Below are 25,323 nucleotides of genomic sequence, written 5' to 3'. Positions count from 1 at the left end.
GCGGACGGCTCTCAGACGAGGCGGCGGGCGGCGGCCCAGCGGGAGAGCTCGTGCCGGTTGGACAGCTGGAGTTTGCGCAGCACGCTGCTCACATGGGTCTCGACGGTCTTGACCGAGATGAACAGCTCCTTGGCGATCTCCTTGTACGCATAGCCGCGGGCGATCAGGCGCAGCACCTCGCGTTCGCGCTGGGTGAGCTGGTCCAGCTCCGGGTCGATGGCCGGCACGTCGGCGGCGGCGAAGGCGTCCAGGACGAAGCCCGCCAGCCGCGGCGAGAACACCGCGTCGCCCTCGGCCACCCGCTCGATCGCCTGGGTCAGCTCGCCCCCGGATATCGTCTTGGTGACATAGCCGCGGGCGCCGCCGCGTACGACGCCGATGACGTCCTCGGCGGCGTCGGACACCGACAGGGCGAGGAACCGCGTCTCCGACGGCAGCACCCGGCGGAGCACCTCGACGCCACCGCCGCCGGGCAGGTGCACGTCCAGCAGGACGACGTCCGGCTCCGCCGCCTTGATCACTTCGACCGCCTCGTCGACGTCGCCGGCCTCACCGACGATCTCCACGGACTCGCCCAGCTCGGCCTTTACCCCGCTCCGGAACATCTGATGGTCATCGACCAGTACCACGCGCGTCATCGAGTCTCTCGCTTCACCTAGGGTTACGCCGCATCTCAAGTCGGACCTCCGTGCCGTCGCCCGGGGCCGTACGGATCTCGGCCTTGCCGCCGTTGCGCTCCATCCGGCCGATGATGGACTCTCTCAGGCCCATCCGGTCGTGCGGGATGGCGTCCAGGTCGAAGCCGCGGCCCCGGTCCCGTACGAAGATCGACACATCGTCGCCGGCCACCTCGGCGTAGACCGACACCGACGACGTACGGCCCTGGTCGCCCGGCTCTCCGTCCGCGTACTTGGCGGCATTGACCATGGCCTCGCGTGCGGCCTGGAGCATCGCGCCCAGGCGGTCGTCCAGAGGGCAGTCGCCCACGCACACCACCTCGATCGGCATGCCGTGGTGGTCCTCGACCTCGGCGGCGGCCTTGCGCACGGCGGCGGCCAGGTGCTGTTCGGCGTCGGCCTTGGGCTCGTACAGCCAGGCGCGCAGGTCGCGTTCCTGCGACCGCGCCAGCCGCTGCACCTCCCGCGGGTCGTTCGCACTGCGCTGGATCAGCGTGAGGGTGTGCAGGACGGAGTCGTGCACGTGCGCGGCGACCTCGGCGCGCTCCTGCGAGCGGATGCGTTCGCGGCGCTCGGCGTCCAGGTCGCGCCACATCCGCAGCAGCCACGGCGCGACGACGACGGCGACACCGGCCAGGACGACGGTGGAGCCGAGCAGCACCTGCCCGGCCTGTCCGGGGTGGATCTTCTCGGCGAGGAACGCGACGAGCCCGGCGATCACCAGCAGCGTCCCGATGACGCTGCGCAGCCACATCGACTCGGAGCTGCGGACCCACCGGCGCCGGCGTTCCGGGTCGGCCTGCTGCCAGATGATCCCGACACCGATGCCGCCCGCGACGATCGGCCACACGGCCCAGTTCAGCGCGCCCGCACCCCACGTGAACAGGCACAGCCCCACGACCAGCGCCGCGTACGCGAAGAGCTGCCCGATGTTGCGTGGGCCCGCGGGCTCGTCGCGCTGCGGCACCAGCAGCCAGAGCGCGACGTAGGCGACGACGCCCACGCCGGCGGCCAGCAGCACGGCGAACGCCACGCGTACGACGATCACCTCCAGGCCGAGATGCCCGGCCAGTCCGGAGCACACGCCACCGACGAGCCGCTGGCCGACCCGTCGTTCGAGGCGGGCGGGGACCTGCTGCGCGGTCTCCCCGCCGGGCGTTTCGGACACAAGGAGATGGTCACACGTTCCGTGCCGCTCTCGCATCGGGGAGGGCCCTGGGAGATCCCGGAGGTCCTCAGGGACGAGTCAGGGTCCTCCCGGATGGTGGCCGCGACAGAGGCACGAGACGATATAACGCATGAACGAGGACAGCGCCGAGACGCCCGGCTCCCCGCCGCGGCGGCTCCTCCGCTCCCAGGAGGGCCGTCTGATCACGGGAGTGTGCGCCGGCCTCGCTCGTTATACGCGCATCGACGCCATCGTGTTCCGGGTCGGGTTCGCGCTGCTGGTCATCACCACCGGTGTCGGCATCCTGCTCTACATCGCGGCCTTCCTGCTCATGGGAGCCCCCGACGGCGGGCCCTCATGGGTCGAGCGGACCGGCAAACGCCTGTTCGACGGCGACACCGCGCTGGCGCTGCTCGGCGCGGGGCTGGGCGCCGGCATGCTGGTCGGCGTCGTGAACAGCTGGGGGTCCGGCGAGGCGCTGTGCGTCGTCGTGGTGTTCGGCCTGGCGCTGCTCGTGGCCCGGTCGCGCGGCGTCGATCTCGCCCAGACCGCACGAAACCTGCCGGACCGCCTCAAGGGCCACCCGCTGGGCTCCTGGACGCCGCCCCCGTCACCGCCGCCGACGTACGCGATGTCGGACGGCATGATCGACCTCGCCCGCCTCGGCCGCCGCACCGACGGTTACGCGGCCGGCCCGTACGCGCCGCCGGCCCCGGAGAGCACCACCCAGCCGCTCGGCACCGACCGGTTCCCCGCGGGCCCGTACGCCCCCGGCAGCGTCCCGCCGCCGCCTGCTCCGTGCTCCCCGCACCGGCCGTCGTACCTGACGGCGCTCACCCTGCTGACCGCCGCGCTGGTCGCCGCCGCGCTCTACGCCGGTTTCGGTCACCGCCCGCACTTCAGCGGCCTCCAGATCGTCATCGCCGGGGCGCTCATCGTCGTCGCCGTCGGCCTCCTCCTCGGTTCCTGGTTCGGCCGGGTCCGCAAGCTCGTTCTCGTTGGAGCGATCATGTCTCTCGCCCTCGCATCCACCTCGATCGCCGGTAACTCCACGGTCGCGCGCCGCACCCACCACATGGTGTGGCGCCCGGCGGTCGCCTCCCAGGCCGAGCAGACCCACAAGGTCTTCGTCGGGCAGGGCGTGGTCGACCTGACGGACGTGCCGCTGTCGCCGGGCCAGCGGCTCCAGGTCAACGCCGAGGTGACGCTCGGGGTGCTGGCGGTCAAGGTGCCGAGCACGGCCCGCATCGAGGTGGACGGCCACGCCTACCTGGGCGACATCACGGTGGACCGCCAGGTGACGAGCGGCCCGGGCGCCCGCGTCCACCGCGTGCTGGACCCGGAGGGCGGCACCCCCGCGACGGCGACGATCGCGCTGCGCATCCGCAGCAAGGTCGGCGACATGGAGGTCGTGCGTGTTCCGGCATAGGTTCGACCCGTCGTCGCTGGTCGCGGGCCTGCTGTTCCTGACGGTCGCGGGCCGCTACCTGGCCGAGGGCCTCGGCGGCCACCCCGTGTCGTTCCCCTGGGCGGCGCCGTTCGTGCTGGGCTCCATCGTCCTGATCGTCGTCCTGCGCATGATCTTCCGCTCCCGCCGCCGCGAGCAGTGACTGGTAGGACAGTAGCCATGAGTGAATGGCAGCTGTCTGAGACTTTCCGCAGCACGTCGGGTGATGTCCGGTGGGACCACCTCGGAGAGCCCGGCCGGTCTCCGGTCGTGCTGCTCCACGGCACCCCCTTCTCCTCGTACGTCTGGCGCGCCGTCGCCCGCGCGCTCGCCCGCGACTACCAGGTGTTCGTGTGGGACATGCCCGGTTACGGCGCGTCGGAGAAGTTCGCCGGCCAGGATGTGTCTCTGGCCGCCCAGGGCCGGGTCTTCACCGAGATCCTGACGCACTGGGGCATGGAAGAACCGCTGGTGGTCGCCCACGACTTCGGTGGTGCCATCTCCTTGCGGGCGCATCTGCTGCACGGTGTTCGCTACCGCGCGCTCGCTCTGGTCGACCCGGTCGCGCTGGCCCCGTGGGGTTCCCCGTTCTTCCGGCTCGTCGGCTCGCACTCCGAGGTCTTCGAAGCGCTGCCGCCCGCGCTGCACCGCGCCCTCGTGCGCGAGTACGTCAGCTCGGCCAGCAGCCCCGGCCTGCACCCCGCCGTCCTCGACCGGCTCGTCCAGCCCTGGCTCGGCGACCCCGGCCAGGCGGCCTTCTATCGTCAGATCGCCCAGGCCGACCAGCTCCACACCGACGAAGTCCAGGATCAGTACGGGAGGATCGACCTCCCGACGCTGGTGTGCTGGGGCCAAGACGACACCTGGATCCCCGTGGCGAAAGGACCGGAACTCGCCGCCCGCATCCCGGGCGCGCGGCTGGAAACGATCGCCGGCGCGGGGCACCTCGTCCAAGAGGACGCGCCGGCCGAACTCACCGCTGCTCTTGTCGCCTTCCTCCGGCAGCTGAGCTGACCCGGGTACGGCCCCTCACGGAGGAGGGGCCGTAGCGGTGGAGGGAACGTTCAGTCGCGGCTCTCGATGACGGCGACCTCGACGCAGTCGCCGCCGTTCTCACCGCTGCACGCCGACTTACGCCAGTCGAGATTCGTCACGTCCATCTTTCCTCAATCACCTTTTTGATCAGGTCGAGGGACTCCTGCTGCGGAAGGGCGAACGTCCTAATGGCTACTTGCAGCGTCAGCCGAGGCCCTACGGACGCCGCAAGGTGTTCGAGTTGACCGCACGTCGCCTCTTTCCCCCGCGCTCTCGGTAGAGCACCGCCTCATCCAGCACGACGTGCACCATCGGTGGATTTTCCCTGGCAAGGATGTTCCGCCGTTCCATTCGCGCCCGAACGGCCTCCTCATCACCGTTGAGGAGCGCACGCGCGTACTCCGGCGTCTGGAGTAGGCCAGGGACCGACGCCAGTCACCTACAATTTTAATCGGCCCGAGAATGCTCGGAATTAATTCCCGGCAATACTTTTTGGTATGTTCAACCGAGTCCTTGACCGATACGCTGGTGGACGGTCATGTCGAGAGACGGCATGAGGAGAGGGCTGAAGATGAAGTTCGGCATCCTGTTCCGTCCTCAGGACCCGTCCGGCGGGGCGAACCTCGTCGGGCGGTGGCAGGAGATCCTGGCCGCGGCCAGGATCTCCGAACAGGCGGGCTTCGACGGCCTCTTCGTGCCGGAACACCACATGATGCCCGACGGCTACCCGCCCTCACCGTGGGCGGCGCTCGGGGCGCTGGCCGCCATCACCGAGCGCGTCGAGATCGGCACGACGATCCACCTGCTGCCGTTCGAGCACCCGATCCACGTCGCCGAGCACGGGGCGATGGTCGACATCATCTCGGGCGGCCGGCTGCGACTGGGCTGCGGGCTGGGAAACTTCCCGTCCGAGTTCGAGCTGTACGGGATCGACCCCGCCTCCCAGGTGTCGCGCTTCGAGGAGTGCATCGAGATCGTCCAGCGCGCATGGGCCGGGGAGGAGATCGACTTCCACGGTAGGCACTTCGACATCAAGGGCCGGGTGACCCCACGACCGGTGGGCGCGGAGCTTTGGCTGGGCGCGATGTCGGAACCCGGCGTACGCCGAGCGGCCCGCTTCGGCTGCCCCTGGCCGACCGATCCACTGCACAACATCGACGTCATGAGGCACTGGGCGGAGGTGTACCGAAACGCCGGCGAGGAGTACGGCACCTCCCCCGAGCTGGGCGTCAACCTGCTACGCGACGGCTGGGTCGCCGACTCTTTGGCCGACGTCGAACGCACCTGGTGGCCGCACGTCCGCGCCGACCACTGGTTCTACTTCAAGGAGGTCCCGCGCTGGGTGGCCGACCGCGAGCCGTTCCTCCAGGACGTAACGAGAGAGGAAGACTTCAAGTTCGCCCAGCACCGCATCGACCGCCTGATCGTCGGCAACCCGGACGAGTGTGTCGCCTCGATCCGCGCCTTCCAGGAGGCACTCGACCCGAACTACCTCATCATGACCTTCCGCATGGCGTCAGGCCCGAACCACCAGCAGGAACTGGAGTGCATCCGCCGCTTCGGCGCGGAGGTCATCCCCGCGTTCCGACCCTAGATTTCCCCGAGACGAAGTAGGCACCCCCGAGCAGGGCTTACCGGACGGATCAGTCGAATATGTCCGTCACGGAGTTAGCGACGACAGCACGCTTGAGCCACATGTCCAGCTGCTCCATGTCGGTGCAGCTGTGAATACGGGCACGAACGTCTTCGGTCACTTCGATCTGCCGGGCGGCCAAGATCGCCAGGATCGACTTGGCCTCCCCCTTGGCCTCCCCTTCCTGCAGACCGTCGGCTTTACCCCGGCCGTAGTGCTCCTTGGCGAACGGGCTGAAAACAGGCCAATCCGTTGATGCCATGATCTTCCTTAGGATGTTTTGAGCCTCGGGCGTGGCCATAACGTATGCGTATTCAGAGTAATACACACCGTGTTCGCTGTCCTCCACGGCCTTCAGGGCGTACGCGAAGGTCCTGAGTACCTCCTGGTTCCGGCCATGGACCATTACCCCCAGCGCGGCGAGTTCGGGATGGGCGGCGGCCACCTCAAGATCGGTGATTACCGGAACCTGTTTCGGCCCCAGCACCACGGCTCGGAGGACGAAGCCGGGCAGGGTGGTTTCGATCGGCTCGGCATACCAGGCCGCGACGTCCACGTCAGGACAGACGCACAGCACCGTCACAGGGCATCTCAGCATCAGCCACAGTGCCGCGGCGTAGCGAGGTAACTGCCGACGCTTCGCCTCGGTCTTCTCCTGCTGGACTTCCACGATGATCCCGTGCACCGGCTCCTGCGGGGAGCCGACGACGATCACCGTGTCGGGCTGGAAGTCTTTAGAGGGCCGGTCATTGAAGTCGTTGCTCTCCACGCGCACCGGCCGGTCGATCGGCACGTCGACGCCCATCACATCGTGAAGGATGTCGACGGCCAGCCGCGGATGGTCGCGGAAGAGTTGATTGATGATGTCGTGTTGGGGGGATGGAACGTCACAGGACGTTACCTTAAGAGCACCTAACGTGACGACCATTTAGGGAAAAGAACAACACTCCACAGCACCTTTCCCGTGTAATCGCGCAGATTCGCGGTCAATTCGCCCGACTCGCCATTAATGGCGATCTCGCCGAAGAACTATAGCCCTCCAGCGGTGAGGTGTTGGCCTGCGGCGGGGCCCACTGGAACTTCACCGTCGGGGCGGCGAGGGCGCGCAGGTTGTCGTCCAGCAGGTTGTACTTGTGCTGGCCGCGGTACTCCGCGAGGGTCTCGGCGACCTTCGCCTTCTCCGGCGAGGGGTCCGCGGGGCGGTGCCGAACGTGCCGGTGGCCGGGGCCGAGACCAGCGACGCGTGGTGCGGGTCGGCGGCCCGGACGCGGTAGTGGACCTGCGCGCCGGCGGGCACCGGGGCGAGCAGCGGGCCGCGCACCGTCGAGAGATGCCGGAAGTCCGGGCCGGCGCTGACGTCGATCGAGTCCCATAATCAACTCCCGTCTCGAAACCGCACCGATGTGGCGGCTGACGGCGTACGAGACCAGGACCGGAAATGGCCAACCGGTGAACTGTTCCAGGGGCACCGTACGGTTTGAGTGCTTCGTGCCTGGTAGGGGCGCTCGTCCGGCTTGACATGACCCCGTGACGGCTTACAGACTTCTTCCATGCCAGCGCGTACCTTCCTGACCGCCGACGTGGCGTCCCGCCACGCGGTCATCGCGCTGTGTCCTTCGTGTTGTCGCTGACCTGATCTTCGTCGTAGACGTCAGCCCGCGGCGTTCGGCCGCACTCCGAAGGACCCTTGATGAACTTCTCGGCCATTCCCGATCTCACCATGCAGAGCCCCGAGGCCGTCGACGGCCTCACCGTCGGCCGCCTGGCCGGCGTCGTCCGCGAGGTCGCGGCCCGGCCCGCGTACTGGTGGCACCTCGCCCGCTTCGACGGCACGCCCGTGCGGATCGCCGCCGCGAACGACCTGTGGCTGTCGGTCTGGCCGCCCGGCCACCACGCCGACCCGGGCGCCGCCGTGCTCACCGTCCTCGCCGGCGAGCTGTCCGAGCGGACGATCACCGACCAGGGCGTCGCCGAGCGCACGCTGCGGGCCAACCGCATCCGCGTGTACGGCGCCGACAACCCCCGTGAGCTGGTCAACCTCGGTCCCGGCTATGCCCTCAGTCTGCACGCGAACCGTGGATGAGCGTTGAGTGAACTCCACGGAGCAGACCGTGGAAAGCCGACATCGACCCCATAGCGTCGAGTCACATGGCGCGTCCCCTCTCCCTGATCGCCCTGGTGGCGAGCGTCGCCGCGATGTGCGCGACCATGGTGCTCGGCCCGTCGGACGCCGTACCGTTCTTCGGCTCGACCGGCCCGTTCCTCACGCTTCACGCCTCGCCGTCGCACGCGGTCGTGACCGCGCTGACCTGGTTCTCGGCGCTGAGCGCCGGGGCGGGCACGCTGGCCGGCCTGTACGCCCTGCGCCGCGGGCGCCTCGCCGGCCCGGGACGCCTGCTCGCCGCCGGCATCGTCACGGCCTGCGTGTTCGCGCTGCTGCCGCCGGCCGGCTCGGTGGACATCCTGAACTACGCGATCTACGGGCGGATCGCCGACCTCGGCCGTGACCCGTACGTCACGACGCCCTTCCTGCTGGCGCGTACCGGCGACCGGGTCGGCGTGCTGCTGCCGAGCGGCTGGCAGCGGGTGCCGACCGTGTACGGGCCGGTCACGACCGCGATCCAGTGGGCGGCGGCGCACGTCGGCGCCGGCTCGATGGCGCGGATCATCTTCCTGCTCAAGTGGGCGAACGCGGCGGCGTTCGCCGGCACCGCCGTCCTCCTCGACCGCCTCGCGGGTCCGGACCCGGTCCGCCGCGTCCGGGCCTGCATGCTGTGGACGGTCAACCCGATCATGCTGTTCTGGATGGTCGGCAGCGGGCACGCGGACGTGTTCGCGGTGTTCTTCCTGGTGCTGGCCCTGTGGCTGCTGCGCCGCCGGTCACTCTTGGGAATCCTCGGCGGCGCCGCCGGGGGCGCGGCCGTCGCGGTCAAGGCGTCCTTCCTGTTCCCGGCCGCCGCGCTGGTCGCCGTCGCCTGGTTCGGCCCGGCACGGATCAGGCGATCGGTGGCTACCGCGCTGGGCCTCCTGCTCGTCGCGGGTGGCGGCTACCTGCTGGCCGGACCGGCCGCCGTCCACTCGCTGCACACCCGCCTCGGCCGCAAGAAGGACCGGTACCTGCCGGTTCCGGACGTCATTCTCAATCACCACGGCCTGTACGCCGTGTGGATGGCGCTGCTGGCCGTGACGCTGACCGCGTTCCTGTGGTGGCGGTCGGGCCTGCCGTTCGCCCTGTGGCGCCGCGTGCCGGACACCGGCCTCCTGCCCGTCGCGGTGCTGGCGTTCGGCACGACACTCGTCTCGCCCCTGCAGTACCCCTGGTACGACGCGATGCTCCTGCCGCTGCTCGCCGCCCTCCCGCTGCGGCCGTACGCCCGGCTGGACGGGCCGCTCGTGGTCCGCGGCGTGATGCTGGCCGTGATGACGCTGCCCGGAGTGCGGGTGGACGGGTACCAGCACCTCGCCGTCCGCTGGCTGAACCTGGTGTGGCTGCTGGTCTTCGTCGTCACCGTCTGGCACGGCACCCGCCGCCGGCGGCCGAACCGGTGGCCGAGGTTCCGGCGGCGAACTTATCCCGTACCGGTGTCCACCGGCCGGGCGTCGGTGTGCAGGTTGGGTCTCCTCTCCAGGTACGCCTTGAGGTGGCGCAGTGTGGCGGCGATGTTGGCGCCGTTGACCCCGCCGCGGTTGGCGACGCCGGTGAACGCGATGCTGAAGGGGATGAACCAGCGCGGCACGCGCACCCAGCTGGTCTCGGTGACCTTGCAGCCGTCCGCCGTGGCCTCGATGTCGTACTGCCAGCGTGAGACGGGAACGTTGAACGGCGCCGTCACCTCGTAGGCGAAGCGCCGACCCGGATCGGCGTCCGTGATGCTGCAGGTGGTGGCCCAGCGACGCGGCCCGTTGCGGTTGTAGCCACGGAAGCGGGCGCCGACGGCGGGGGCGTTGACGCCGTCCAGCCAGCGGGCGCTGTAGGTCTCCTCGGCGAGGAGGGCCATGGACGGCGGATCGCTGATGACGCTGTACGCCTCGTCCGGTTCCGCCCCGATGGTCACCGTGCCCGTCGCCGCGGGGTCGGGGAATCGTGGTATGCGCATCCGGCCTCCTTCCTCATGTAAGCGGTGATTACATCAGGGCGACCGCCGCCGGTCAAGGTTCCTGACTCAGACCGCGGTGACGGCGGCCCCGAGGCTCGACCTCAATCGACCTTGGCGCACAGGTTGCCGCCGCGGAAGTCCCAGGTGTAGGAGTCGCTGGGGCAGGCGCCGTTGGTGAGCCCGGTGACCTGGAGTATGTAGTTGAATTCCTGCGGGACGGTGCTCTTGCCGCATTCCCACGAGGTCATCAGCCCGAAGGAGTTGATGGCGGGCCTGCCCTTCTTCGAGCCGTGGACCCCCAGGAAGCACTCACCGACGCGAAGCTGGCGTTCGAGGCAGAGGTTGACCGGCTTCCCCGTGCCGCGGTAGCTCCACGTCGCGTTCCCGTCGATGGGCTTGTCGTCGCAGGTGCCGTCCGTCACCCGGGTGACCCGCACGTAGGCGTCCGTACGGTCGCAGTCGACCGCACGCGGCAGGTCCTCGCTCCATTCGTCCCTCGCGTGCGGGTCCATGTACGCGTTCAGGCAGTCGCCGGCCGAGATGGCCGCGAACGCCTGGCCGGTGGGGTCCGGCGTCGGGGTCTCCTCATCGGACGACTGGGACTCGCTCGCCCGCGCGTCGCCCGAACCCGACGCGTCGTTCTTGTCCTGTTGGCTGACGACGAACCAGACGATCGCGGCGAGCAGCACCGCACCCACCAGGGCCGCCACCCCGTACACCGCTTGCTGCCGCGCGGGTTTGTTCGGCGGCGGAGACGAAGGTGGGAAATAGGGAGGGCCCTGCGGCGGAGGCGGGGGTGCGAACTGGGGCGGGACCGGCGGCGGCCCGGGAGCCTTCGCGTTCTCGTGGACGTCATCGGGGACGGTCGCGCCGGTCAGGGCGCTGGTCTCCGCCACCTGGGTGACGATCATCGTGTTGACGGGCTGGGGCAGCGACAGTCCCTCGCCGTCCACCAGCGCGGAGTAGTGGTCGAGGAACTCCCCGACGCCGGGCCGGTCGTCCGGGTCCTTCTCCAGGCCGGCCGCGATCAGGGGCAGCAGCGACGCGGGCACGCCCGTCAGGTCGGGCTCCTCGTTGACGATCCGGTAGCCGAGGGCGTCACCCGGCCCCTCGCCGAACGGTCCCCGGCCGGTGGCGGCGAACGCCAGCACCGCCGCCAGGCAGAACACGTCGCTGGCCGGTCCGACCTCGCGGCCGCGGAACTGCTCGGGCGACATGTACCCGGGCGTGCCGATCAGGGCGCTGCGGGTGGTCTGCGAGGTGGCGTCCAGCGCGCGGGCGATGCCGAAGTCGATGATCCGTGGGCCGTCCGAGGCGAGCAGCACGTTGCCGGGCTTGAGGTCCCGGTGGACCACCTCGCGGGCGTGGATCGCCGTCAGCCCCTCGGCCAGGCCCGCGCCGAGCGCCGCCACCGTCCGCTCGGGCAGCGCCCCGTGCTCGTCGACGGCCTCCTGCAGCGACGGACCGGCGATGTACTCCGTCACGAGCCACGGCGGATCGGCGTCGGTGTCGGCGTCCACCACCTGCGCGGTATGGAACCCGCCGACGCGCCGGGCCGCCGCGACCTCCTGCGTGAACCGCCGCCGGAACCGCATGTCGTCGGCGAAGTTGGGATGGACGATCTTGACCGCGACCGTACGGCCGCCCTGCGAGCGGCCCAGGTAGACCCGGCCCATCCCGCCGGCTCCGAGCCGTGCGAGCAGGAGGTACTGACCGACCCGCTGCGGATCACCCGGCTTGAGCGGTAGCAGCCTGCCGCTGGACACTCCGCGCACCCTCGCCTTCACACCAAGATCAGAGTCTTGACTCTCTCATGACGAGAAGACGGGAGAAAGCAGAACGGGCTACGCGTCGCCTCCGCGACCGCACCCCGTGACCGACGGCCCGAACGCGTTCAGCACCTGCTCGGCCAGCCCCTCCCCCTCGGACCGCGGCAGATAGCCATCGATGATCATCTGGGACAGCCCGTAGACCAGCGCCTGACCCGCGATGGCGATCATGATGGGGTCGCCGTCCGGGAGTTCGCCCGCCCGCTGGCCCGCCACGACGATGTCGCCCAGGGTCTGCTCCAGGCGGGACAGCCGGCCCCGGAGCTCGTCCGGCTGTTCGGCGCCGAAGACCCTCGATTTGATCAGCTCGAAACGGTGCGGATGCCGGATCGCGTACCGCACGAACCCCAGACCGTAGGCGTGCATCGCCGGACCCTGGGCGCTCGCGAGCGCCGCGGACTGCCATTCCTCGAAGTCGGCCAGGATCCGGTCCGTCACCGCCGTCAGCAGCGCCTGCCGGTCGCTGAAGTGCCGGAACGGGGCCCCCGGCGACACGCCGGCTCGGCGCGCGACCTCGCGCACGCTCACCTTGTCGAGCCCGCGTTCGTCCAGGAGGTCGAGCGCCGCCGCGACGAGAGCCGAGGGCAGGGAGCCGTGGTGGTAACCGGCGCGCTGACCGCTCTTGTCGTCCATGCGTGCAGTGCTACCACAGCCGGAACGAACGACAAGCCCGCGCCCGAATCGAAACGCCTCGTGGCGCCGCGGGACGGTCAAGTGAACGAGAGTGGTCGGTGATGATCCGGTGGCGACGTTGCGCCAGCTCTGGTCTACAGGGGGTGTTGAGGCTTACGTTGGCACCACCAGCCTCCTTGCCACAGGAGTTCGTGATGCCGCGTAGCCGCACCAGACGCATCCGCAAAGCCTCCGCGCGTATCCGCCGCAAGCATCGTTCCGGCGCACGCCGTACCCACAAGGTGGTCCTGCCCGAGCAGCCCGCCAAGGGCTGACCACCACCGCGACGCACTCCTCGTACGAAAGAGCGCCACCGCGACGCTCCCCTCTGCCACTTTCCTTCGACGAAGAAGGCAACGTCATGTGGCCGGCGCACAGACGCACCCGCGGACCTCCTGGATGCCTGGCACGCCCAGGTTCGCAAACAGTTCATCCAGGGAGGACGAATGCCGCGCGTGTCCATAGAGGTCGACGGAGTCAAATACGACGATGACGTCGAGCCGCGTCTTCTACTCGCCCACTATCTCCGTGACCGCCTCGGCAAGGTCGGGACGCCCATCGGCTGCGACACATCCAACTGCGGCGCGTGCACCGTCCTCCTCGACGGCATGAGCGTCAAGAGCTGCTCCGTCCTCGCCGTCCAGGCCGACGGGCAGGACGTCACCACCATCGAGGGTCTCGGCGACGGCCAGGGGCTGCACCCGCTCCAGCGCGCCTTCCACCAGGAGCACGCCCTCCAGTGCGGCTACTGCACCCCCGGCATGATCATGGCCGCGCTCGACCTGCTGCGGGAGAACCCCGACCCCTCCGACGAGGAGGTACGCGAGGGGCTCGAAGGCAATCTGTGCCGCTGTACGGGCTACCAGAACATCGTGCGAGCGGTGAGGCGAGCCGCCGGCGACCTCAGCCCGAAGCCGGCGCAGCAGGAGGCCACCCGATGACCGCCGCCCCCGAGATCGGCAGCGCCCGCCTGCGCTCCGAAGACGCCCGGCTGATCACCGGACGGACCAACTGGACCGACAACATCCAGCTGCCGGGCCTGCTCCACGCGGCGTTCCTGCGCAGCCCGGTCGCGCACGCGCGCATCACCGCGATCGACGTGAGCGAGGCCCGCGAGCGGCCCGGCGTGATCGCGGTCTTCACCGGCGCGGACCTGGCCGACGAGCAGGGCAGCCTGCCGTGCGCGTGGCCGGTCACCGAGGACATGGTGCTGCCGGACCATCCGCCGATCGCGGTGAGCGAGGTCCGGTACGTCGGCGAGCCGGTGGCCGTCGTGGTGGCCCGCGACCGGTACGCCGCCGCGGACGCGCTCGAGGCGATCGACGTCGACTACGAGTCCCTGCCCGCCGTGCTGGACATGGAGTCGGCGGTCAGGGAGGGCGCCGACCTCGTCCACGCCGACAAGGGCACGAACAAGTCCTACGAGTGGGTCTTCGAGGCGGGTGACATCGACGCGGCCTTCCGTGACGCGCCGGTCGTCATCGAACGCCGGTACGTCCAGCAGCGGCTGATCCCGACCGCGATGGAGCCGCGCGCGGTGGTCTGCTCGGCCGTGGGCGACGAGTACACCCTGTGGTCGGCGACGCAGATCCCGCACATCCTGCGGCTGATGCTGGCCACCGTGACCGGCATCCCCGAGCACCGGCTCCGGGTCGTCGCGCCGGACGTCGGCGGCGGTTTCGGCTCCAAGCTCCAGGTGTACGGCGAGGAGGTGGCCTGCCTCCTGCTGACGAAACGGCTCGGCCGCCCGATCAAGTGGACCGAGTCGCGCAGCGAGGGCAACGCGACCGTCCACCACGGCCGCGACCAGATCCAGCGGCTGTCGCTGGCGGCCGACTCGGACGGGCGGATCCGCGGGCTCAAGGTCGACCTGCTCGCCGACATGGGCGCCTACCTGATGCTGGTCACGCCGGGCATCCCGCTGCTGGGCGCGTTCATGTTCAACGGCATCTACAAGATGGACGCCTACCACTTCAAGTGCGCCGGGATCTTCACCACCAAGACCCCGACCGACGCGTACCGGGGCGCCGGCCGGCCGGAGGCCACGTACGCGATCGAGCGGCTGATGGACGAGCTGGCCGGCGAGCTGTCCCTCGACCCGCTGGAGGTGCGCCGCCGTAACTGGATCAAGCACGAGGAGTTCCCGTACGAGACGATCGCCGGGCTGACCTATGACTCCGGCAACTACGAGGCCGCGACGGACAAGGCGCGGCAGCTGTTCCACTATGACGAGCTGCGCGCCGAACAGGCCGACCGGCGCGACCGCGGGGATCCCGTGCAGCTCGGCATCGGCGTCTCGACGTTCACCGAGATGTGCGGTCTCGCGCCGTCGCGGGTGCTCGGCTCGCTGTCGTACGGCGCGGGCGGCTGGGAGCACGCGTCCGTACGGGTGCTGCCGTCCGGCAAGGTCGAGGTGGTGACCGGCTCGTCGGCGCACGGGCAGGGGCACGAGACGGCGTGGGCGCAGATCACCGCCGACCGGCTGGGCGTGCCGTTCGAGGACGTACGCGTGCTGCACGGCGACACCGCCGTCTCGCCCAAGGGCATGGACACCTACGGCTCGCGGTCCCTCGCCGTCGGCGGCGTGGCGCTGTACAACGCCTGCGACAAGGTGATCGACAAGGCCCGCCGGATGGCCGCGCACCTGCTGGAGGCCGACGAGAAGGACATCGATTTCGAAGGAGGCGCGTTCTCCGTACGCGGCGTGCCCGACCAGTCGCGGACGCTGCAGGAGGTGTCGCTGGCCGCCTTCGCGGCGCACGACCTGCCCGAGGGCTTCGAGCCGTCGCTCGACTCCGACGCCACGCACGATCCGGACAACTTCTCCTTCCCGCACGGCACGCACCTGTGCGCCGCCGAGGTGGACACCGAGACCGGGTACGTCAAGATCCGCTCGTACGTCGCGGTGGACGACGTCGGCAAGGTGGTCAATCCGCTGATCGTCGAGGGCCAGGTGCACGGCGGCCTGGCGCAGGGCATCGCCCAGGCGCTGTACGAGGAGGCGGTCTACGACGCCGACGGCAACCTGACGACCACGACGATGGCCGACTACCTGCTCCCGGCGGCCTCGGACCTGCCGACGTTCACCACCGACCGCACCGAGACGCCGGCGACCACGAACCCGCTGGGCGTCAAGGGCGTCGGCGAGGCCGGCACGATCGCCTCCACGCCCGCCGTGGTGAACGCGATCGTCGACGCCCTCCGCCCGTACGGGGTGGACGACGTGCCGATGCCGTGCACGCCCGAACGCGTGTGGCGGGCCTTGCGCGGGGGTGGACCGGAACACTCGACGCGGCCCGGTGCGGGCGGCGGGCTCGGATCGGCCACCGAGGACAGCAGGAGTGAGGCATGATTCCCGGATCGTTCGACTATGTCCGGCCGTCGTCGCTGGATGAGGCGGTCTCGGCGCTGCGCGACGCCGGCGACGAGGGCAAGGTGATCGCGGGCGGGCAGAGCCTGCTGCCGCTGCTGCGCCTGCGGCTGGCGTTCCCCGAGGTGCTGATCGACGTCGCCTCGGTGCCGGAGCTGCACGGTGTGCGCGACGAGGGCTCCTCACTGCTGGTGGGCGCCATGACGACGCACTACGACGTGCTGCGCGATCCGCTGATCCGCGAGCACGCGCCCCTGGTCGCGGCGGCCACCTCGACCGTCGCCGACCCGGCCGTACGCCACCGGGGCACCTTCGGCGGCTCGCTCGCGCACGCGGACCCGGCGGGCGACCTGCCGGCGGTCGTGCTGGCGATGGACGGGGTGTTCGTCACGTCGTCGCGGGAGATCCCGGCGGCCGAGTTCTTCGCCGACTACCTGACCTCGACGCTCGAACCCGACGAGGTCCTGGTCGGCGTCCGCCTGCCGAAGGCCTTCGCCGGCTGGGGCTTCCACTACGAGAAGTTCCACCGGACGGCGCAGGCCTGGGCCATCGTCGGCGTCGCGTGCCTCGTCGACCGCTCGGGCGGCGAGGTCGCCGGAGCCCGGATCGGCCTGACCAACATGGGTTCGACGCCGGTACGCGCGTCAGCGGTGGAGGCGGCGGTCCGGGGCGGCGCGGCCGACCGGGAGGCGTTCCGCGCGGCGGCCGCAAGCGCCGCCGAGGGCACCAGCCCACCCAGCGACCTGCACGGATCCTCCGACTACCGCCGGCACCTCGCGACGGTCCTGACCGCACGTGCGCTGTCGGCGGCGGCCGGCGTCTAGAACTCGTCGCATGTTGGCTCCGCCGGCGCGGGGTATGCAGTCGTGCATACCCCGCGTCAGCGGAGCTTGGGGGCCCTCATAGGCTCCATCTGGGAGGATGTCCATGGAACTCGATCATGAATTCACCGTTCCCGTGCCCGTGGACCAGGCGTGGGCGGTCCTGCTCGACATCGAGCGGATCGCTCCGTGCATGCCCGGCGCGACACTCGACTCGGTCGACGGCGACGACTTCACGGGCCGGCTCAAGGTGAAGCTCGGGGCGATGACGATCACGTACAAGGGCTCGGCCCGCATCGCCGCGCGCGACGAGGACACCCACACGGTGTCCATCGAGGGCACCGGCAAGGAGGCGCGCGGCGCCGGAACGGCCAGCGCGAACGTCCAGGCACAGCTGCACGGCGAGGGCGACAGCACCCGGGTCACGGTGCACACCAAGCTCAACATCACCGGGCGTCCGGCGCAGTTCGGCCGCAACATCATGTCCGAGGTCGGCGGCAAGCTGGTCGGGCGGTTCGCGGACAACCTCGCCGAGGAGATCACACGGCCCGCAGAAGGCGCAGAGGCGCCCGAGGCCGCTCCGGCGGAGCCGCAGGCCGAGCCCGCGCCGAGCGGTGACGGCGCTCCGCAGCCCGCCGAGGCCGCGGAACCGCAGGCCGCACCCGCCGAGACCCCGCCGCAGCCGGCGGCGCAGCGGCCCGTCGCGGCGCGCGCGTCCAACGACGAGGCGATCAACCTGCTGGAGTTCGCGGGCCCCTCGATCGCCAAGCGGCTGGCACCCGTGGCGCTCGCCCTCGTGGGTCTGGTGGGCCTGTGGCGGATCGTTCGGCGCGTCCGGCGCAAGTGATCAGCTGAGTTGGCCGCCCGCGCCGGGCGGGGGCATCGGAGCCGGTGGCCGTCGGCTCGGCTACGCGGCCGCGCTCCGGCGGAATCGGGCCGGGGGCGATCCGCTCGCGAGACGGAAGGCCCGGCCGAAGGCCGACTCGGAGTGGTACCCGACGTTGGCGGCGACCGCGGCCACGGTGAGGTCGGTATCGGTGAGCAGATCGGCCGCGATCATCATGCGGATGTGGGTGAGGAAGGCGCCGACGGTCATCCCCGTGCGATGGGAGAAATGCCGGACGAACGTGGCCCGCGACATGCCGGCGATCTGCGCGAGATGTGCGATCGACCAGTCGGCGCCGGGCTCGCGGAGCAGGACGTCGATGACGCCACGGATCCGCTCGTCGTCGGCCGCGGTCCACAGTGCCGTGTCGGCCGGCCGCCGGTTCGACTTCCGTAGCACCATCGCGAGCAGGGCGCCGCAGAGGTAGGAGAGGATGGCGGCCGTGCCGGGCCCGTCGTTCTGCGCCTCGCGGCGCATGATCGTGCTCAGCATCCGCACGACCTCGGTCGCCTCGCCGGATTCGGCGAAGGAGACATGGATCGGGTCGGGGAGGCTCCGGAAGAGCATCGTGCCCGCGCCGGAACCGTACGAGTAATGTCCGCAGAACAGGTCGATCATCTCCTCGCCGGCCGGGCTGCGGATGGTGTCGAACGTCTCGCCCGGCGTCTCGACCGCTCTCTGAGCCCGTCCGGCGCCGGCCGTGCGGATGCGGTGGGGTTCGGCTCGCGGAAGCAGGACGACGTCACCGGGCCGTAGCTCGAGACGCCGGCCGGGGAGTTCGAGTGTGCAGGTGCCGTCAAGCAGCACGTGGAAGGGCACCTCGCCCTCGGCGTACTCGGACACGTCCATGACGGTCGTGCCGGCGAGGAGGCAACGCTTGTCCAGGCTCGCCTGAAGTCTCGCCATCTGGATAAGCCGACTGACAGTGTCCATGAGACGCTCGCGCGGGAAATTGAGACTCATACGCCTTGTTCGCTCAATCTTAGGCGACGAGGCTCGAGGTCATGGATGACAACCGACACCAGGGTCAAGAGCTCGCACCACAACTCGTGACCGAGCTGTCGCATGCGCTGCGCACACCCCTGACCTCGATACTCGTCTATGCCTGGCTGCTGGCCGACAACCCGCGCAAGAACCTCTCCGCCGAAGAGGTCGGCTTCGCCACCGGCATTCATCACGCCGGCTCCGCCATTCTCCATCAAATCGACCACATCCTCGATCGTGAAGCGCGCCGCCGTCACCGCCGGCCACGCCTTCGCCCTGGCACCGCCCCCGCTTGAACGGGAGGTCCGGGCGACACGCCCGGCCGAGGACCGTGCAAGGAGAACGTCGTGCTGAACGAGGACTCTGTCTTCGACGTGATCGTGCTCGGTGCGGGCCCGGCACGCCCGTCCGGCGGGTACCCGAGCGGCTCATCGTGATCGGCGGCGGCCCGTCGCCTGTGAGATGTCGCAGGCACTGCACGCCCTCGGCGCCAAGGAGACCACCGTCGCATGCGGGCGACCGAGGTGCCTGACGGCCGGCTGTACGCCGTCGGGGACGTCAACGGACGCAACCTGCTCACCCACATGGGCAAGCACCAGGCCCGCGTCTGCGGCGACGTGATCGTCGCCCGCGTCGGCGGCCGGCCCGACGACGGTCGACCTCCTGCCCGGAGCCATCATCGCGGTGACCGCCGAGGTCGCCCTGGATCGGCTCTGGCACGCCGTTCCGTCCTTCCCGGCCACGAGCGAGATCTGGCTGAACCTCCTGCAGGACTACGGCATGTGACGCCCGAGCTCATCGTGATCAGCTGAGAGAGTCGATCCAGCGCTCCAGCCGGCGGCCTTCGGCGGCCATCAGCTCCGGGTCCCGGAAGGTGTTGGTGAGCAGGGAGATCCCCTGATACGCGGCGAACAGGGCGACGGCGAGCTCCCGCGCGTCGTCGCGCCCCATCGCCGTGAACTGGCCCTCGATCCAGTCGATCAGCCGCCGCATGACGGCGGCGACCGTACGGTCGAGGCCGTCGGCGCGCTTGTCCAGTTCGGCGGCGAGGCTGCCCGTGGGGCAGCCGAACCGAGCGGCGACGTCGCGGCCGTCGACCCAGCCGCGTACGAGCGCCTTGAGCCGCTCCTCGGGCGAGGGCAGCCGGTCGAGTGCGGCGATCGTCTTCCGCAGGTGGTCCGCCTGCGTGTCGATCGCGGCCTCGACCAGTTGGTCCTTGGTCTTGAAGTAGTAGTAGACGTTGCCCACCGGGACGTCGGCCGCCTGCGCGATGTCCGCGAGCGTGGTCCGCTCGACGCCCTGCTCGTGCAGCACCCGGGCCGCCGCGCCCGCGAGCCGCTCCCGCTTGCCGGGCCCCCGCCCGGTTTTTGAGTCAGTCACCCGACTAACTGTAGACGCGACCGGCCGGAGTCGGCTACGGTCTCAGTTAGTTGACTGACTAAGGAGCGATTCGATGATCGTGGTGACAGGGGCGACCGGAAACGTCGGCGCGGAGCTCGTACGGACGCTGGCCGCCGCCGGCGAACAGGTGAGGGCGGTCTCGCGCCGCCCCGCGGAGGTGCCCGGCGGCGTCCGGCACCAGGCGGCCGACCTCGCCGAACCCACCAGCCTGAAGACCGCCTTGGATGGCGCCGACGCCCTGTTCCTGCTCGTCGCCGGGGAGGATCCGCGGGGCGTGCTCGAGGTCGCCGCGGCGGGCGGCGTACGGCGGGTGGTCCTGCTGTCCTCTCAGGGCGCGGGCACCCGGCCGGGCGGCTACCGCCACCCGGTGACCTTCGAGACGGCCGTACGCGCGTCGGGCCTCGAATGGACGATCCTGCGGCCGGGCGCATTCCACTCCAACGCGTACGCGTGGGCCGAGCCGATCCGCACGAACCGGGTCGCCGCCGCGCCGTTCGCGGACGTCGGCCTGCCGAGCATCGATCCGGCCGACATCGCCGAGGTCGCCGCCGCGGTCCTGCGGGAGCCGGGCCACGAGGGCCGCACCTACGTGCTCACCGGCCCGGCCGCGATCACTCCACGCGAACGGGCGGCGGCGATCGCCGAGGCGCTGGGCGAGCCGGTGCGGTTCGTCGAGCAGACCCGCGACGAGGCCCGCGCGCAGATGCTGGGGTTCATGCCCGAGCCGGTCGTCGAGCCGACGCTCACCATCCTCGGCGATCCGACCGCCGCCGAGCAGGAGGTGAGCCCGGCCGTCGAGCAGATCCTCGGCCGCCCGCCGCGCACCTTCGCCGACTGGGCGCGGCGGAACGTCGCGGCCTTCCGGTGACCCGCGACCCGCTGGAGGACTTCCTCGCCCGGCCGCACGTCGCCACCTTGACGACGCTGCGGCCCGGCGGGTCGCCCCATGTGGTGGCCGTCCGCTTCACCTGGGACGGCGCCGCGCGCATGGCCCGCGTCCTGACGGTGGGGTCCTCGCGCAAGGCCCGCAACCTGGTGGCGGGCGGCCGCGCCGCCCTCTGCCAGGTGGCCGGTTTCCGCTGGGTCACTCTCGAAGGCACCGCCACCGTGTCGGCGGCCCCGGCGCGGGTGGCCGAGGGCGTACGCCGCTACGCCGAACGCTACGGATCGCCGCCGCCCGACCCGCCCGGCCGGGTCGTGATCGAGATCGCGGTCGACCACGTGATGAGACTCAACCTTTGAAAGGCCCTCATGCCCATCCAGCGAGTACTCGACTCCACGATCTTCTATCGGGACACAGGCGACGGCGCGCCCGTCGTCTTCCTGCACGGCAACCCCACCTCCTCCCACCTGTGGCGCGACGTCATCCCGGCCGTGCCGGGGCGGCGGCTCGCGCCCGACCTGATCGGCATGGGCGAGTCCGGCAAGCCCGCCATCGGCTACTCCTTCGCCGACCACGCGCGGTACCTGGACGCCTGGTTCGACGCGCTCGCCCTCGACGAGGTGATCCTGGTCGGGCACGACTGGGGCGGCGCGCTCGCCTTCGACTGGGCCGCCCGGCATCCGGAGCGGGTGCGCGGCATCGCGGTCACCGAGACCATCGTCAAGCCCATGGCCTGGGAGGAGTTCCCCGAGGCCGGCCGGGCGCTGTTCGAGGCGATCAAGAGCGACCGGGGCGAGGTCATGATGCTCGACGACAACGCCTTCATCGAGATGCTCCCCGGCAGCGTCGCCACCCCGCTCGCCGAGGACGACATCGCCGCCTACCGCGCGCCGTACCCCACGCGCGAGAGCCGTCTCCCGCTGCTGCGCTGGGCACGGTCGATGCCGCTCGGCGGCGAACCGGCGGACGTCGTGGCCCGGGTCGAGGCGTACGACGCGTGGCTCGCGGCCAGCCCGGACGTGCCCAAGCTACTGATCACGTTCGCCCCCGGGCCCGGCGCGATGATGACCCCCGAGATGATCGACTGGTGTGAGCGCCACCTGGCCGGCCTGGAGGTCGAACGGTACGACGCGGTCGCCGGCCACCACACGCCCGAGGACCGCCCCGACCTGATCGCCGCCGCCGTCGTGAGCTGGCGGGGCCGACACCGGATCTAGACCGCAACCGGTGAGCGAGCTTCGGGATAGAGGAGGGTGTCAGCACTCCTAGAGCAAAGGACACCTTCTGTGAAGGGACATCCCGGCTCATGGCCATGGTGAGTCATACCAGGGATGACCGCGACGACTCGAGAATCGTCGCGGCTTCTCTTGAGGACGCCGAGGCGTTCGGTGAGTTGTTCCGCCGCCATGCGCCACGGCTGCACGCCTACATCAGTCGACGGCTGGGACGCACCCTCGCCGACGACCTGGTGTCGGAGACGTTCACGACCGCGTTCCGGCGACGGGACAGATTCGACGGCCGGACGGACTTCGGTGCGTGGCTGTGGGGCATCGCCAGCAACCTGATCGCCAGGCATCATCGGCAGGAGACCCGCATGTACCGGGCGTTCGCCCGGACCGGTGTCGACCCCGCCGAAGACGCCGTCGCCGAGCGGGCCAGCGACCGGGCGTCGGCCGCGGCGCTCGGTCCCCGCCTGGCCAAGGCGCTCGCCTCACTGCGCCCCCAGGACCGCAACGCCGTCCTGCTGCTCGCCTGGGGCGAGATGTCGTACGCCGAGATCGCCGCGGCTCTGGACCTCCCTCTCGGCACCGTCAAGGCCAAGATCCACCGGGCCCGGATCAAGCTCCGCAGCGCCCTTCCCAAGGAGCACAACGATGGATGAGATGGACGCCCTGCGCCAGATGCGGACCGCGCTGGCCCAGGAGGAACACCCGGACCGGCTCGCCCTGCGCACCGCCTGGCGGTCCGACCCGGCACCGCGTCGCCGGCGGCGCGGTTTCACGATCCCGCTGGTGAGCGTGGCGGCGACGGCCGCCGCGGCCGTGACCGCGGTCGCCGTACTCGCGCCCGGTGGTTCGGGCGACGGTGTCGCCCCTGGCCATGGCGGCCGGGGCGCGGCCTCCGGCAACGTGCTGCTGGCGGCCGCGACGAGCGCGGAGAAGGCACCGACCGGCCGATACTGGCACACCGAGACGGTCATAGGGCAGATCTACGGGGTCGGCAAGAGCGCGGCGAACAGCTACGAGGTCGATGCGAGGCAGCGCAGCATCACCTGGGTCGGCCAGGACGGCAAAGGGAGCCTCGCGATCGTGGATGAGCTCGGCCACCCGGTGGCGGCCAAGGACATGATCAAGTGGCGGCAGGCAGGATCCCCCGAAATGGTGGACGTGCCCAATCCCGACGGCACCGGGGTGGTGACGCAGGTGGAGATGAGCACGCAAGCGTCCCGCTCCCCGCGTACGACTCCGGCGCGCCCGTTCGACGGTGACTACTTCGGCCTGTCGGCCGAGCAGGTCGCCCAGTTGCCCACCGACGCCAAGGCGCTCGAGAACACTCTGTTGAACCTCAGGGGCAACTGGCACGCCGTTTCCTCCACGCCCGAGAAGCAACCCATCCGGAGCCTGCGGGGTGCCGAACGCACACGGGCGCTGAGCGAGGTGGCCTCGACCCTGTTGTCGAAGGCGCCCGCCCCGCCGCGAGTGCGGGCGGCGGCGTTCCGGATGCTCGCCACCCTGCCGGGCGTCAAGGTCGGGGGCACGGCGACCGACCCGATGGGCCGCACCGGAGGCGTGGTCTCCATGCCGATGGTGACGACCATGCCGCTCGGTCTGTACACCGCGCCCAAGCAACTGGGCACCTACGAGCGTCAGTGGATCATCGATCCGGCCGGTGGGCGGCTCCTGGCGATCCGCGACCTGGTGGCCACGCCGCCGCACGGCAGCCGGGCACTTCCGCCGGGTGACGACGGCAGGCCCCGCCGCCTGAGGGCCACGGACATGCCGGACCGCTTCCTCAAGACCGGTGAGGTGGCCTCGTACCAGGTGTTCGCCGTGGCGGAGTGGACGAACACCGCACCGAGGTAGCCCGCACTGCACGAGCCGCCGTGCCCGCCTCGCCGGGCACGGCGGCTCCCGGTCGTAAGGGCCGGCGCCCGATCTAGAGTGAGCGGCATGACCGACACGTCCCGGGAGTACGCGGCCGCGCTGGACGCCGACGATCCGCTCGCCTCGCTGCGGGACGCCTTCGTGCGCGACGATCCCGAGCTGATCTACCTCGACGGCAACTCCCTCGGGCGGCTGCCGAAGGCGACCGCCGAGCGGATCGCGAGTGTCGTACGGGACGAATGGGGCGCCGACCTGATCCGGTCGTGGAGTCACTGGGCGGACGTGCCGTACCGGGTCGGTGACCTGATCGGCGAGACCCTCCTCGGCGCGGCCGGCGGCCAGGTGATCGTCTCCGACTCCACCACGGTCAACCTCTACAAGCTCGCCGTCGCCGCCCTCGACGCGCGCCGGGACCGGAACGTGATCGTCACCGACGACGACAACTTCCCCACCGACCGGTACGTCCTGGAGGGGCTGGCCGCCCAGCGCGGCCTCGAACTGCGGGTGCTGCACACCGACCTCGACGAGGGCCTGGACCTCGATGCCCTCCGAGAGGCCGTGGGCCCGGACACCGCGCTGGTCAGCCTGTCGCACGTCGCGTACCGCTCCGGCGCGCTGCTCGATCTGGCCGCCGTGACCGAGATCGTCCACGAGGCCGGCGCGCTCGTGCTGTGGGACCTGTGCCACTCCGCGGGGTCGGTGCCCGTACGGCTCGACGCGAGCGGCGCGGACCTCGCGGTGGGCTGCACCTACAAGTACCTGAACGGCGGCCCCGGCTCCCCTGCCTTCCTGTACGTCCGGAAGGAGCTGCAGGATCTGCGGCAGCCGATCTGGGGCTGGTTCGGGCAGCGCGACCAGTTCGCGATGGGCCCGGCGTACGACCCGGCGTCCGGGATCGGCCGGTTCCTCGTCGGCACTCCGCCGATCATGGCGATCGCCGCGGTCGAGGAGGGCGTACGGCTGCTGGCCGAGGCCGGGATCGACCGGCTGCGGGCCAAGGGCGAGGCGCTCACCGGCTACCTGATCGACCTGGCCGCGGCCTGGCTGCCGGACCTCGCCCTGGCCACCCCCGCCGACCCGAAGCGGCGCGGCTCACACGTCGCGCTGCGCCACCCCGAGGCCTGGCGCATGGCGCAGGCCATGATCGCCGACAGGGTGATCCCCGACTACCGGACGCCCGACCGGCTCCGGCTCGGCCCCGCACCGATCAGCACGAGCTTCACCGAGGTGTGGGACGGCCTCGACCGCCTGCGCACGATCGTGGCCGACCGGACGTACGAACGCTTCTCCAGCGAGCCGGCGCGGGTGACCTGAGG

At 70.7% G+C, this 25,323-nt stretch carries 26 protein-coding genes and 1 pseudogene; 17 read left to right on the top strand and 10 right to left on the bottom strand.

Annotated elements, in window-relative coordinates; genetic code table 11:
- Positions 1-11 precede the first annotated feature (11 nt).
- A complete protein-coding gene (locus tag QSK37_RS24805; RefSeq protein ID WP_285582502.1) occupies positions 12-638 on the bottom strand; it encodes a LuxR C-terminal-related transcriptional regulator in 627 nt (208 codons plus the stop codon).
- Between the two features lie 13 nt (positions 639-651).
- The gene (locus QSK37_RS24800) at positions 652-1,845 is read right to left on the bottom strand and encodes an ATP-binding protein (RefSeq protein ID WP_285625365.1); all 1,194 of its coding nucleotides are present in this window, start codon (positions 1,843-1,845) and stop codon (positions 652-654) included.
- Between the two features lie 130 nt (positions 1,846-1,975).
- Between QSK37_RS24800 and QSK37_RS24795 the strand changes: the two genes are divergently transcribed.
- Genes QSK37_RS24795 through QSK37_RS24785 form a run of 3 tightly spaced genes read left to right on the top strand, consistent with a single transcriptional unit; the run spans position 1,976 to position 4,306 of the window.
- Positions 1,976-3,274 (top strand): PspC domain-containing protein, encoded by a 1,299-nt coding sequence (locus tag QSK37_RS24795; protein WP_285625362.1) that lies wholly within the window; start codon positions 1,976-1,978, stop codon positions 3,272-3,274.
- A complete protein-coding gene (locus QSK37_RS24790; RefSeq protein ID WP_285625359.1) occupies positions 3,261-3,455 on the top strand; it encodes a hypothetical protein in 195 nt (64 codons plus the stop codon). The genes QSK37_RS24795 and QSK37_RS24790 overlap by 14 nt, the downstream gene beginning before the upstream one ends.
- 17 nt (positions 3,456-3,472) lie before the next feature.
- Positions 3,473-4,306 (top strand): alpha/beta fold hydrolase, encoded by an 834-nt coding sequence (locus QSK37_RS24785; protein ID WP_285625357.1) that lies wholly within the window; start codon positions 3,473-3,475, stop codon positions 4,304-4,306.
- A 50-nt stretch (positions 4,307-4,356) separates the two neighbouring features.
- Here the strand turns inward: QSK37_RS24785 and QSK37_RS24780 are convergent, their stop codons facing one another.
- Entirely contained in the window at positions 4,357-4,452 is a 96-nt protein-coding gene (locus QSK37_RS24780) for a DUF397 domain-containing protein (protein ID WP_285625354.1), read from the bottom strand.
- Between the two features lie 91 nt (positions 4,453-4,543).
- Positions 4,544-4,762, bottom strand: a complete 219-nt coding sequence (locus QSK37_RS24775; protein ID WP_285626155.1) for a Scr1 family TA system antitoxin-like transcriptional regulator — start codon at positions 4,760-4,762, stop codon at positions 4,544-4,546.
- Between the two features lie 136 nt (positions 4,763-4,898).
- Between QSK37_RS24775 and QSK37_RS24770 the strand changes: the two genes are divergently transcribed.
- Positions 4,899-5,921 carry an LLM class flavin-dependent oxidoreductase gene (locus QSK37_RS24770; RefSeq protein WP_285625353.1) on the top strand — a complete coding sequence of 341 codons (1,023 nt, stop codon included), beginning with the start codon at positions 4,899-4,901 and terminating at the stop codon, positions 5,919-5,921.
- 49 nt (positions 5,922-5,970) lie between these two features.
- Here QSK37_RS24770 and QSK37_RS24765 read toward each other — a convergent pair whose 3' ends face one another.
- Positions 5,971-6,888, bottom strand: coding sequence for a hypothetical protein (locus QSK37_RS24765; RefSeq protein WP_285625350.1), 918 nt, complete (start codon positions 6,886-6,888; stop codon positions 5,971-5,973).
- 762 nt (positions 6,889-7,650) lie between these two features.
- Between QSK37_RS24765 and QSK37_RS24760 the strand changes: the two genes are divergently transcribed.
- The gene (locus QSK37_RS24760) at positions 7,651-8,043 is read left to right on the top strand and encodes a cupin domain-containing protein (protein WP_285625347.1); all 393 of its coding nucleotides are present in this window, start codon (positions 7,651-7,653) and stop codon (positions 8,041-8,043) included.
- Between the two features lie 65 nt (positions 8,044-8,108).
- Positions 8,109-8,927: pseudogene (locus tag QSK37_RS52070) on the top strand (MptA/MptB family glycosyltransferase); the annotation flags it as partial.
- Positions 8,928-9,529: 602 nt separating this feature from the next.
- On the opposite strand, the gene QSK37_RS24755 reads toward QSK37_RS52070, so the two are convergent.
- From QSK37_RS24755 to QSK37_RS24745, 3 genes are all read right to left on the bottom strand, one after another.
- Positions 9,530-10,057 carry an SRPBCC family protein gene (locus QSK37_RS24755; RefSeq protein WP_285625344.1) on the bottom strand — a complete coding sequence of 176 codons (528 nt, stop codon included), beginning with the start codon at positions 10,055-10,057 and terminating at the stop codon, positions 9,530-9,532.
- Positions 10,058-10,158: 101 nt separating this feature from the next.
- A complete protein-coding gene (locus QSK37_RS24750; RefSeq protein ID WP_285625341.1) occupies positions 10,159-11,823 on the bottom strand; it encodes a serine/threonine-protein kinase in 1,665 nt (554 codons plus the stop codon).
- Between the two features lie 78 nt (positions 11,824-11,901).
- Complete coding sequence (locus QSK37_RS24745; RefSeq protein ID WP_285625338.1) at positions 11,902-12,519, bottom strand: TetR/AcrR family transcriptional regulator; 618 nt, start codon at positions 12,517-12,519, stop codon at positions 11,902-11,904.
- 485 nt (positions 12,520-13,004) lie between these two features.
- On the opposite strand from QSK37_RS24745, the gene QSK37_RS24740 reads away from it, so the two are divergent.
- The 4 genes from QSK37_RS24740 (at position 13,005) to QSK37_RS24725 (ending at position 17,596) form a co-directional block, all read left to right on the top strand.
- Entirely contained in the window at positions 13,005-13,499 is a 495-nt protein-coding gene (locus tag QSK37_RS24740; RefSeq protein ID WP_285625336.1) for a (2Fe-2S)-binding protein, read from the top strand.
- Positions 13,496-15,910: a xanthine dehydrogenase family protein molybdopterin-binding subunit gene (locus QSK37_RS24735; RefSeq protein ID WP_285625333.1), complete on the top strand. Its 2,415-nt coding sequence runs from the start codon at positions 13,496-13,498 to the stop codon at positions 15,908-15,910. The genes QSK37_RS24740 and QSK37_RS24735 overlap by 4 nt, the downstream gene beginning before the upstream one ends.
- Positions 15,907-16,752, top strand: coding sequence for an FAD binding domain-containing protein (locus QSK37_RS24730; protein ID WP_285625331.1), 846 nt, complete (start codon positions 15,907-15,909; stop codon positions 16,750-16,752). The genes QSK37_RS24735 and QSK37_RS24730 overlap by 4 nt, the downstream gene beginning before the upstream one ends.
- Before the next feature lie 103 nt (positions 16,753-16,855).
- Positions 16,856-17,596: an SRPBCC family protein gene (locus QSK37_RS24725; RefSeq protein WP_349497986.1), complete on the top strand. Its 741-nt coding sequence runs from the start codon at positions 16,856-16,858 to the stop codon at positions 17,594-17,596.
- Between the two features lie 60 nt (positions 17,597-17,656).
- Here the strand turns inward: QSK37_RS24725 and QSK37_RS24720 are convergent, their stop codons facing one another.
- Positions 17,657-18,568, bottom strand: coding sequence for a cupin domain-containing protein (locus QSK37_RS24720; RefSeq protein WP_285625325.1), 912 nt, complete (start codon positions 18,566-18,568; stop codon positions 17,657-17,659).
- A gap of 71 nt (positions 18,569-18,639) precedes the next feature.
- Between QSK37_RS24720 and QSK37_RS24715 the strand changes: the two genes are divergently transcribed.
- Positions 18,640-18,915: a histidine kinase dimerization/phospho-acceptor domain-containing protein gene (locus QSK37_RS24715; RefSeq protein WP_285625322.1), complete on the top strand. Its 276-nt coding sequence runs from the start codon at positions 18,640-18,642 to the stop codon at positions 18,913-18,915.
- 508 nt (positions 18,916-19,423) lie between these two features.
- Here QSK37_RS24715 and QSK37_RS24710 read toward each other — a convergent pair.
- Positions 19,424-19,999 (bottom strand): TetR/AcrR family transcriptional regulator, encoded by a 576-nt coding sequence (locus QSK37_RS24710; protein WP_285625320.1) that lies wholly within the window; start codon positions 19,997-19,999, stop codon positions 19,424-19,426.
- Between the two features lie 73 nt (positions 20,000-20,072).
- Between QSK37_RS24710 and QSK37_RS24705 the strand changes: the two genes are divergently transcribed.
- The 6 genes from QSK37_RS24705 to kynU all read left to right on the top strand — a co-directional run bounded on the left by QSK37_RS24705 (position 20,073) and on the right by kynU (position 25,321).
- A complete protein-coding gene (locus tag QSK37_RS24705) occupies positions 20,073-20,888 on the top strand; it encodes an NAD(P)H-binding protein (RefSeq protein WP_285625317.1) in 816 nt (271 codons plus the stop codon).
- Positions 20,885-21,262: a pyridoxamine 5'-phosphate oxidase family protein gene (locus QSK37_RS24700; protein ID WP_285625314.1), complete on the top strand. Its 378-nt coding sequence runs from the start codon at positions 20,885-20,887 to the stop codon at positions 21,260-21,262. The genes QSK37_RS24705 and QSK37_RS24700 overlap by 4 nt, the downstream gene beginning before the upstream one ends.
- A 9-nt stretch (positions 21,263-21,271) precedes the next feature.
- Entirely contained in the window at positions 21,272-22,120 is an 849-nt protein-coding gene (locus QSK37_RS24695; RefSeq protein ID WP_285625311.1) for a haloalkane dehalogenase, read from the top strand.
- 98 nt (positions 22,121-22,218) lie between these two features.
- The gene (locus tag QSK37_RS24690) at positions 22,219-22,785 is read left to right on the top strand and encodes an RNA polymerase sigma factor (RefSeq protein WP_432705595.1); all 567 of its coding nucleotides are present in this window, start codon (positions 22,219-22,221) and stop codon (positions 22,783-22,785) included.
- Entirely contained in the window at positions 22,778-23,986 is a 1,209-nt protein-coding gene (locus QSK37_RS24685; RefSeq protein ID WP_285625309.1) for a CU044_5270 family protein, read from the top strand. Before QSK37_RS24690 ends, QSK37_RS24685 begins: the two co-directional genes overlap by 8 nt.
- Positions 23,987-24,073: 87 nt before the next feature.
- Positions 24,074-25,321: a kynureninase gene (gene kynU, locus QSK37_RS24680; RefSeq protein WP_285625307.1), complete on the top strand. Its 1,248-nt coding sequence runs from the start codon at positions 24,074-24,076 to the stop codon at positions 25,319-25,321.
- The last annotated feature ends 2 nt before the right edge of the window (positions 25,322-25,323 follow it).

The organism is Actinoallomurus iriomotensis (genome assembly GCF_030269445.1).
Taxonomy (GTDB): Bacteria; Actinomycetota; Actinomycetes; order Streptosporangiales; family Streptosporangiaceae; genus Actinoallomurus; species Actinoallomurus iriomotensis.
This window is presented reverse-complemented; position numbering and strand designations above follow the sequence as displayed.

Bases quoted from the DNA above. Each gene is read 5' to 3' on its own strand.
- QSK37_RS24715 (WP_285625322.1), top strand. From the start codon at position 18,640: ATGGATGACAACCGACACCAGGGTCAAGAGCTCGCACCACAACTCGTG.
- QSK37_RS24785 (WP_285625357.1), top strand. From the start codon at position 3,473: ATGAGTGAATGGCAGCTGTCTGAGACTTTCCGCAGCACGTCGGGTGAT.
- QSK37_RS24730 (WP_285625331.1), top strand. From the start codon at position 15,907: ATGATTCCCGGATCGTTCGACTATGTCCGGCCGTCGTCGCTGGATGAG.
- QSK37_RS24780 (WP_285625354.1), bottom strand. From the start codon at position 4,452: ATGGACGTGACGAATCTCGACTGGCGTAAGTCGGCGTGCAGCGGTGAG.
- QSK37_RS24740 (WP_285625336.1), top strand. From the start codon at position 13,005: ATGCCGCGCGTGTCCATAGAGGTCGACGGAGTCAAATACGACGATGAC.
- QSK37_RS24760 (WP_285625347.1), top strand. From the start codon at position 7,651: ATGAACTTCTCGGCCATTCCCGATCTCACCATGCAGAGCCCCGAGGCC.
- QSK37_RS24695 (WP_285625311.1), top strand. From the start codon at position 21,272: ATGCCCATCCAGCGAGTACTCGACTCCACGATCTTCTATCGGGACACA.
- QSK37_RS24805 (WP_285582502.1), bottom strand. From the start codon at position 638: ATGACGCGCGTGGTACTGGTCGATGACCATCAGATGTTCCGGAGCGGG.
- QSK37_RS24795 (WP_285625362.1), top strand. From the start codon at position 1,976: ATGAACGAGGACAGCGCCGAGACGCCCGGCTCCCCGCCGCGGCGGCTC.
- QSK37_RS24755 (WP_285625344.1), bottom strand. From the start codon at position 10,057: ATGCGCATACCACGATTCCCCGACCCCGCGGCGACGGGCACGGTGACC.
- QSK37_RS24720 (WP_285625325.1), bottom strand. From the start codon at position 18,568: ATGGACACTGTCAGTCGGCTTATCCAGATGGCGAGACTTCAGGCGAGC.
- QSK37_RS24705 (WP_285625317.1), top strand. From the start codon at position 20,073: ATGATCGTGGTGACAGGGGCGACCGGAAACGTCGGCGCGGAGCTCGTA.
- kynU (WP_285625307.1), top strand. From the start codon at position 24,074: ATGACCGACACGTCCCGGGAGTACGCGGCCGCGCTGGACGCCGACGAT.
- QSK37_RS24735 (WP_285625333.1), top strand. From the start codon at position 13,496: ATGACCGCCGCCCCCGAGATCGGCAGCGCCCGCCTGCGCTCCGAAGAC.
- QSK37_RS24685 (WP_285625309.1), top strand. From the start codon at position 22,778: ATGGATGAGATGGACGCCCTGCGCCAGATGCGGACCGCGCTGGCCCAG.
- QSK37_RS24765 (WP_285625350.1), bottom strand. From the start codon at position 6,888: ATGGTCGTCACGTTAGGTGCTCTTAAGGTAACGTCCTGTGACGTTCCA.
- QSK37_RS24770 (WP_285625353.1), top strand. From the start codon at position 4,899: ATGAAGTTCGGCATCCTGTTCCGTCCTCAGGACCCGTCCGGCGGGGCG.
- QSK37_RS24725 (WP_349497986.1), top strand. From the start codon at position 16,856: ATGGAACTCGATCATGAATTCACCGTTCCCGTGCCCGTGGACCAGGCG.
- QSK37_RS24745 (WP_285625338.1), bottom strand. From the start codon at position 12,519: ATGGACGACAAGAGCGGTCAGCGCGCCGGTTACCACCACGGCTCCCTG.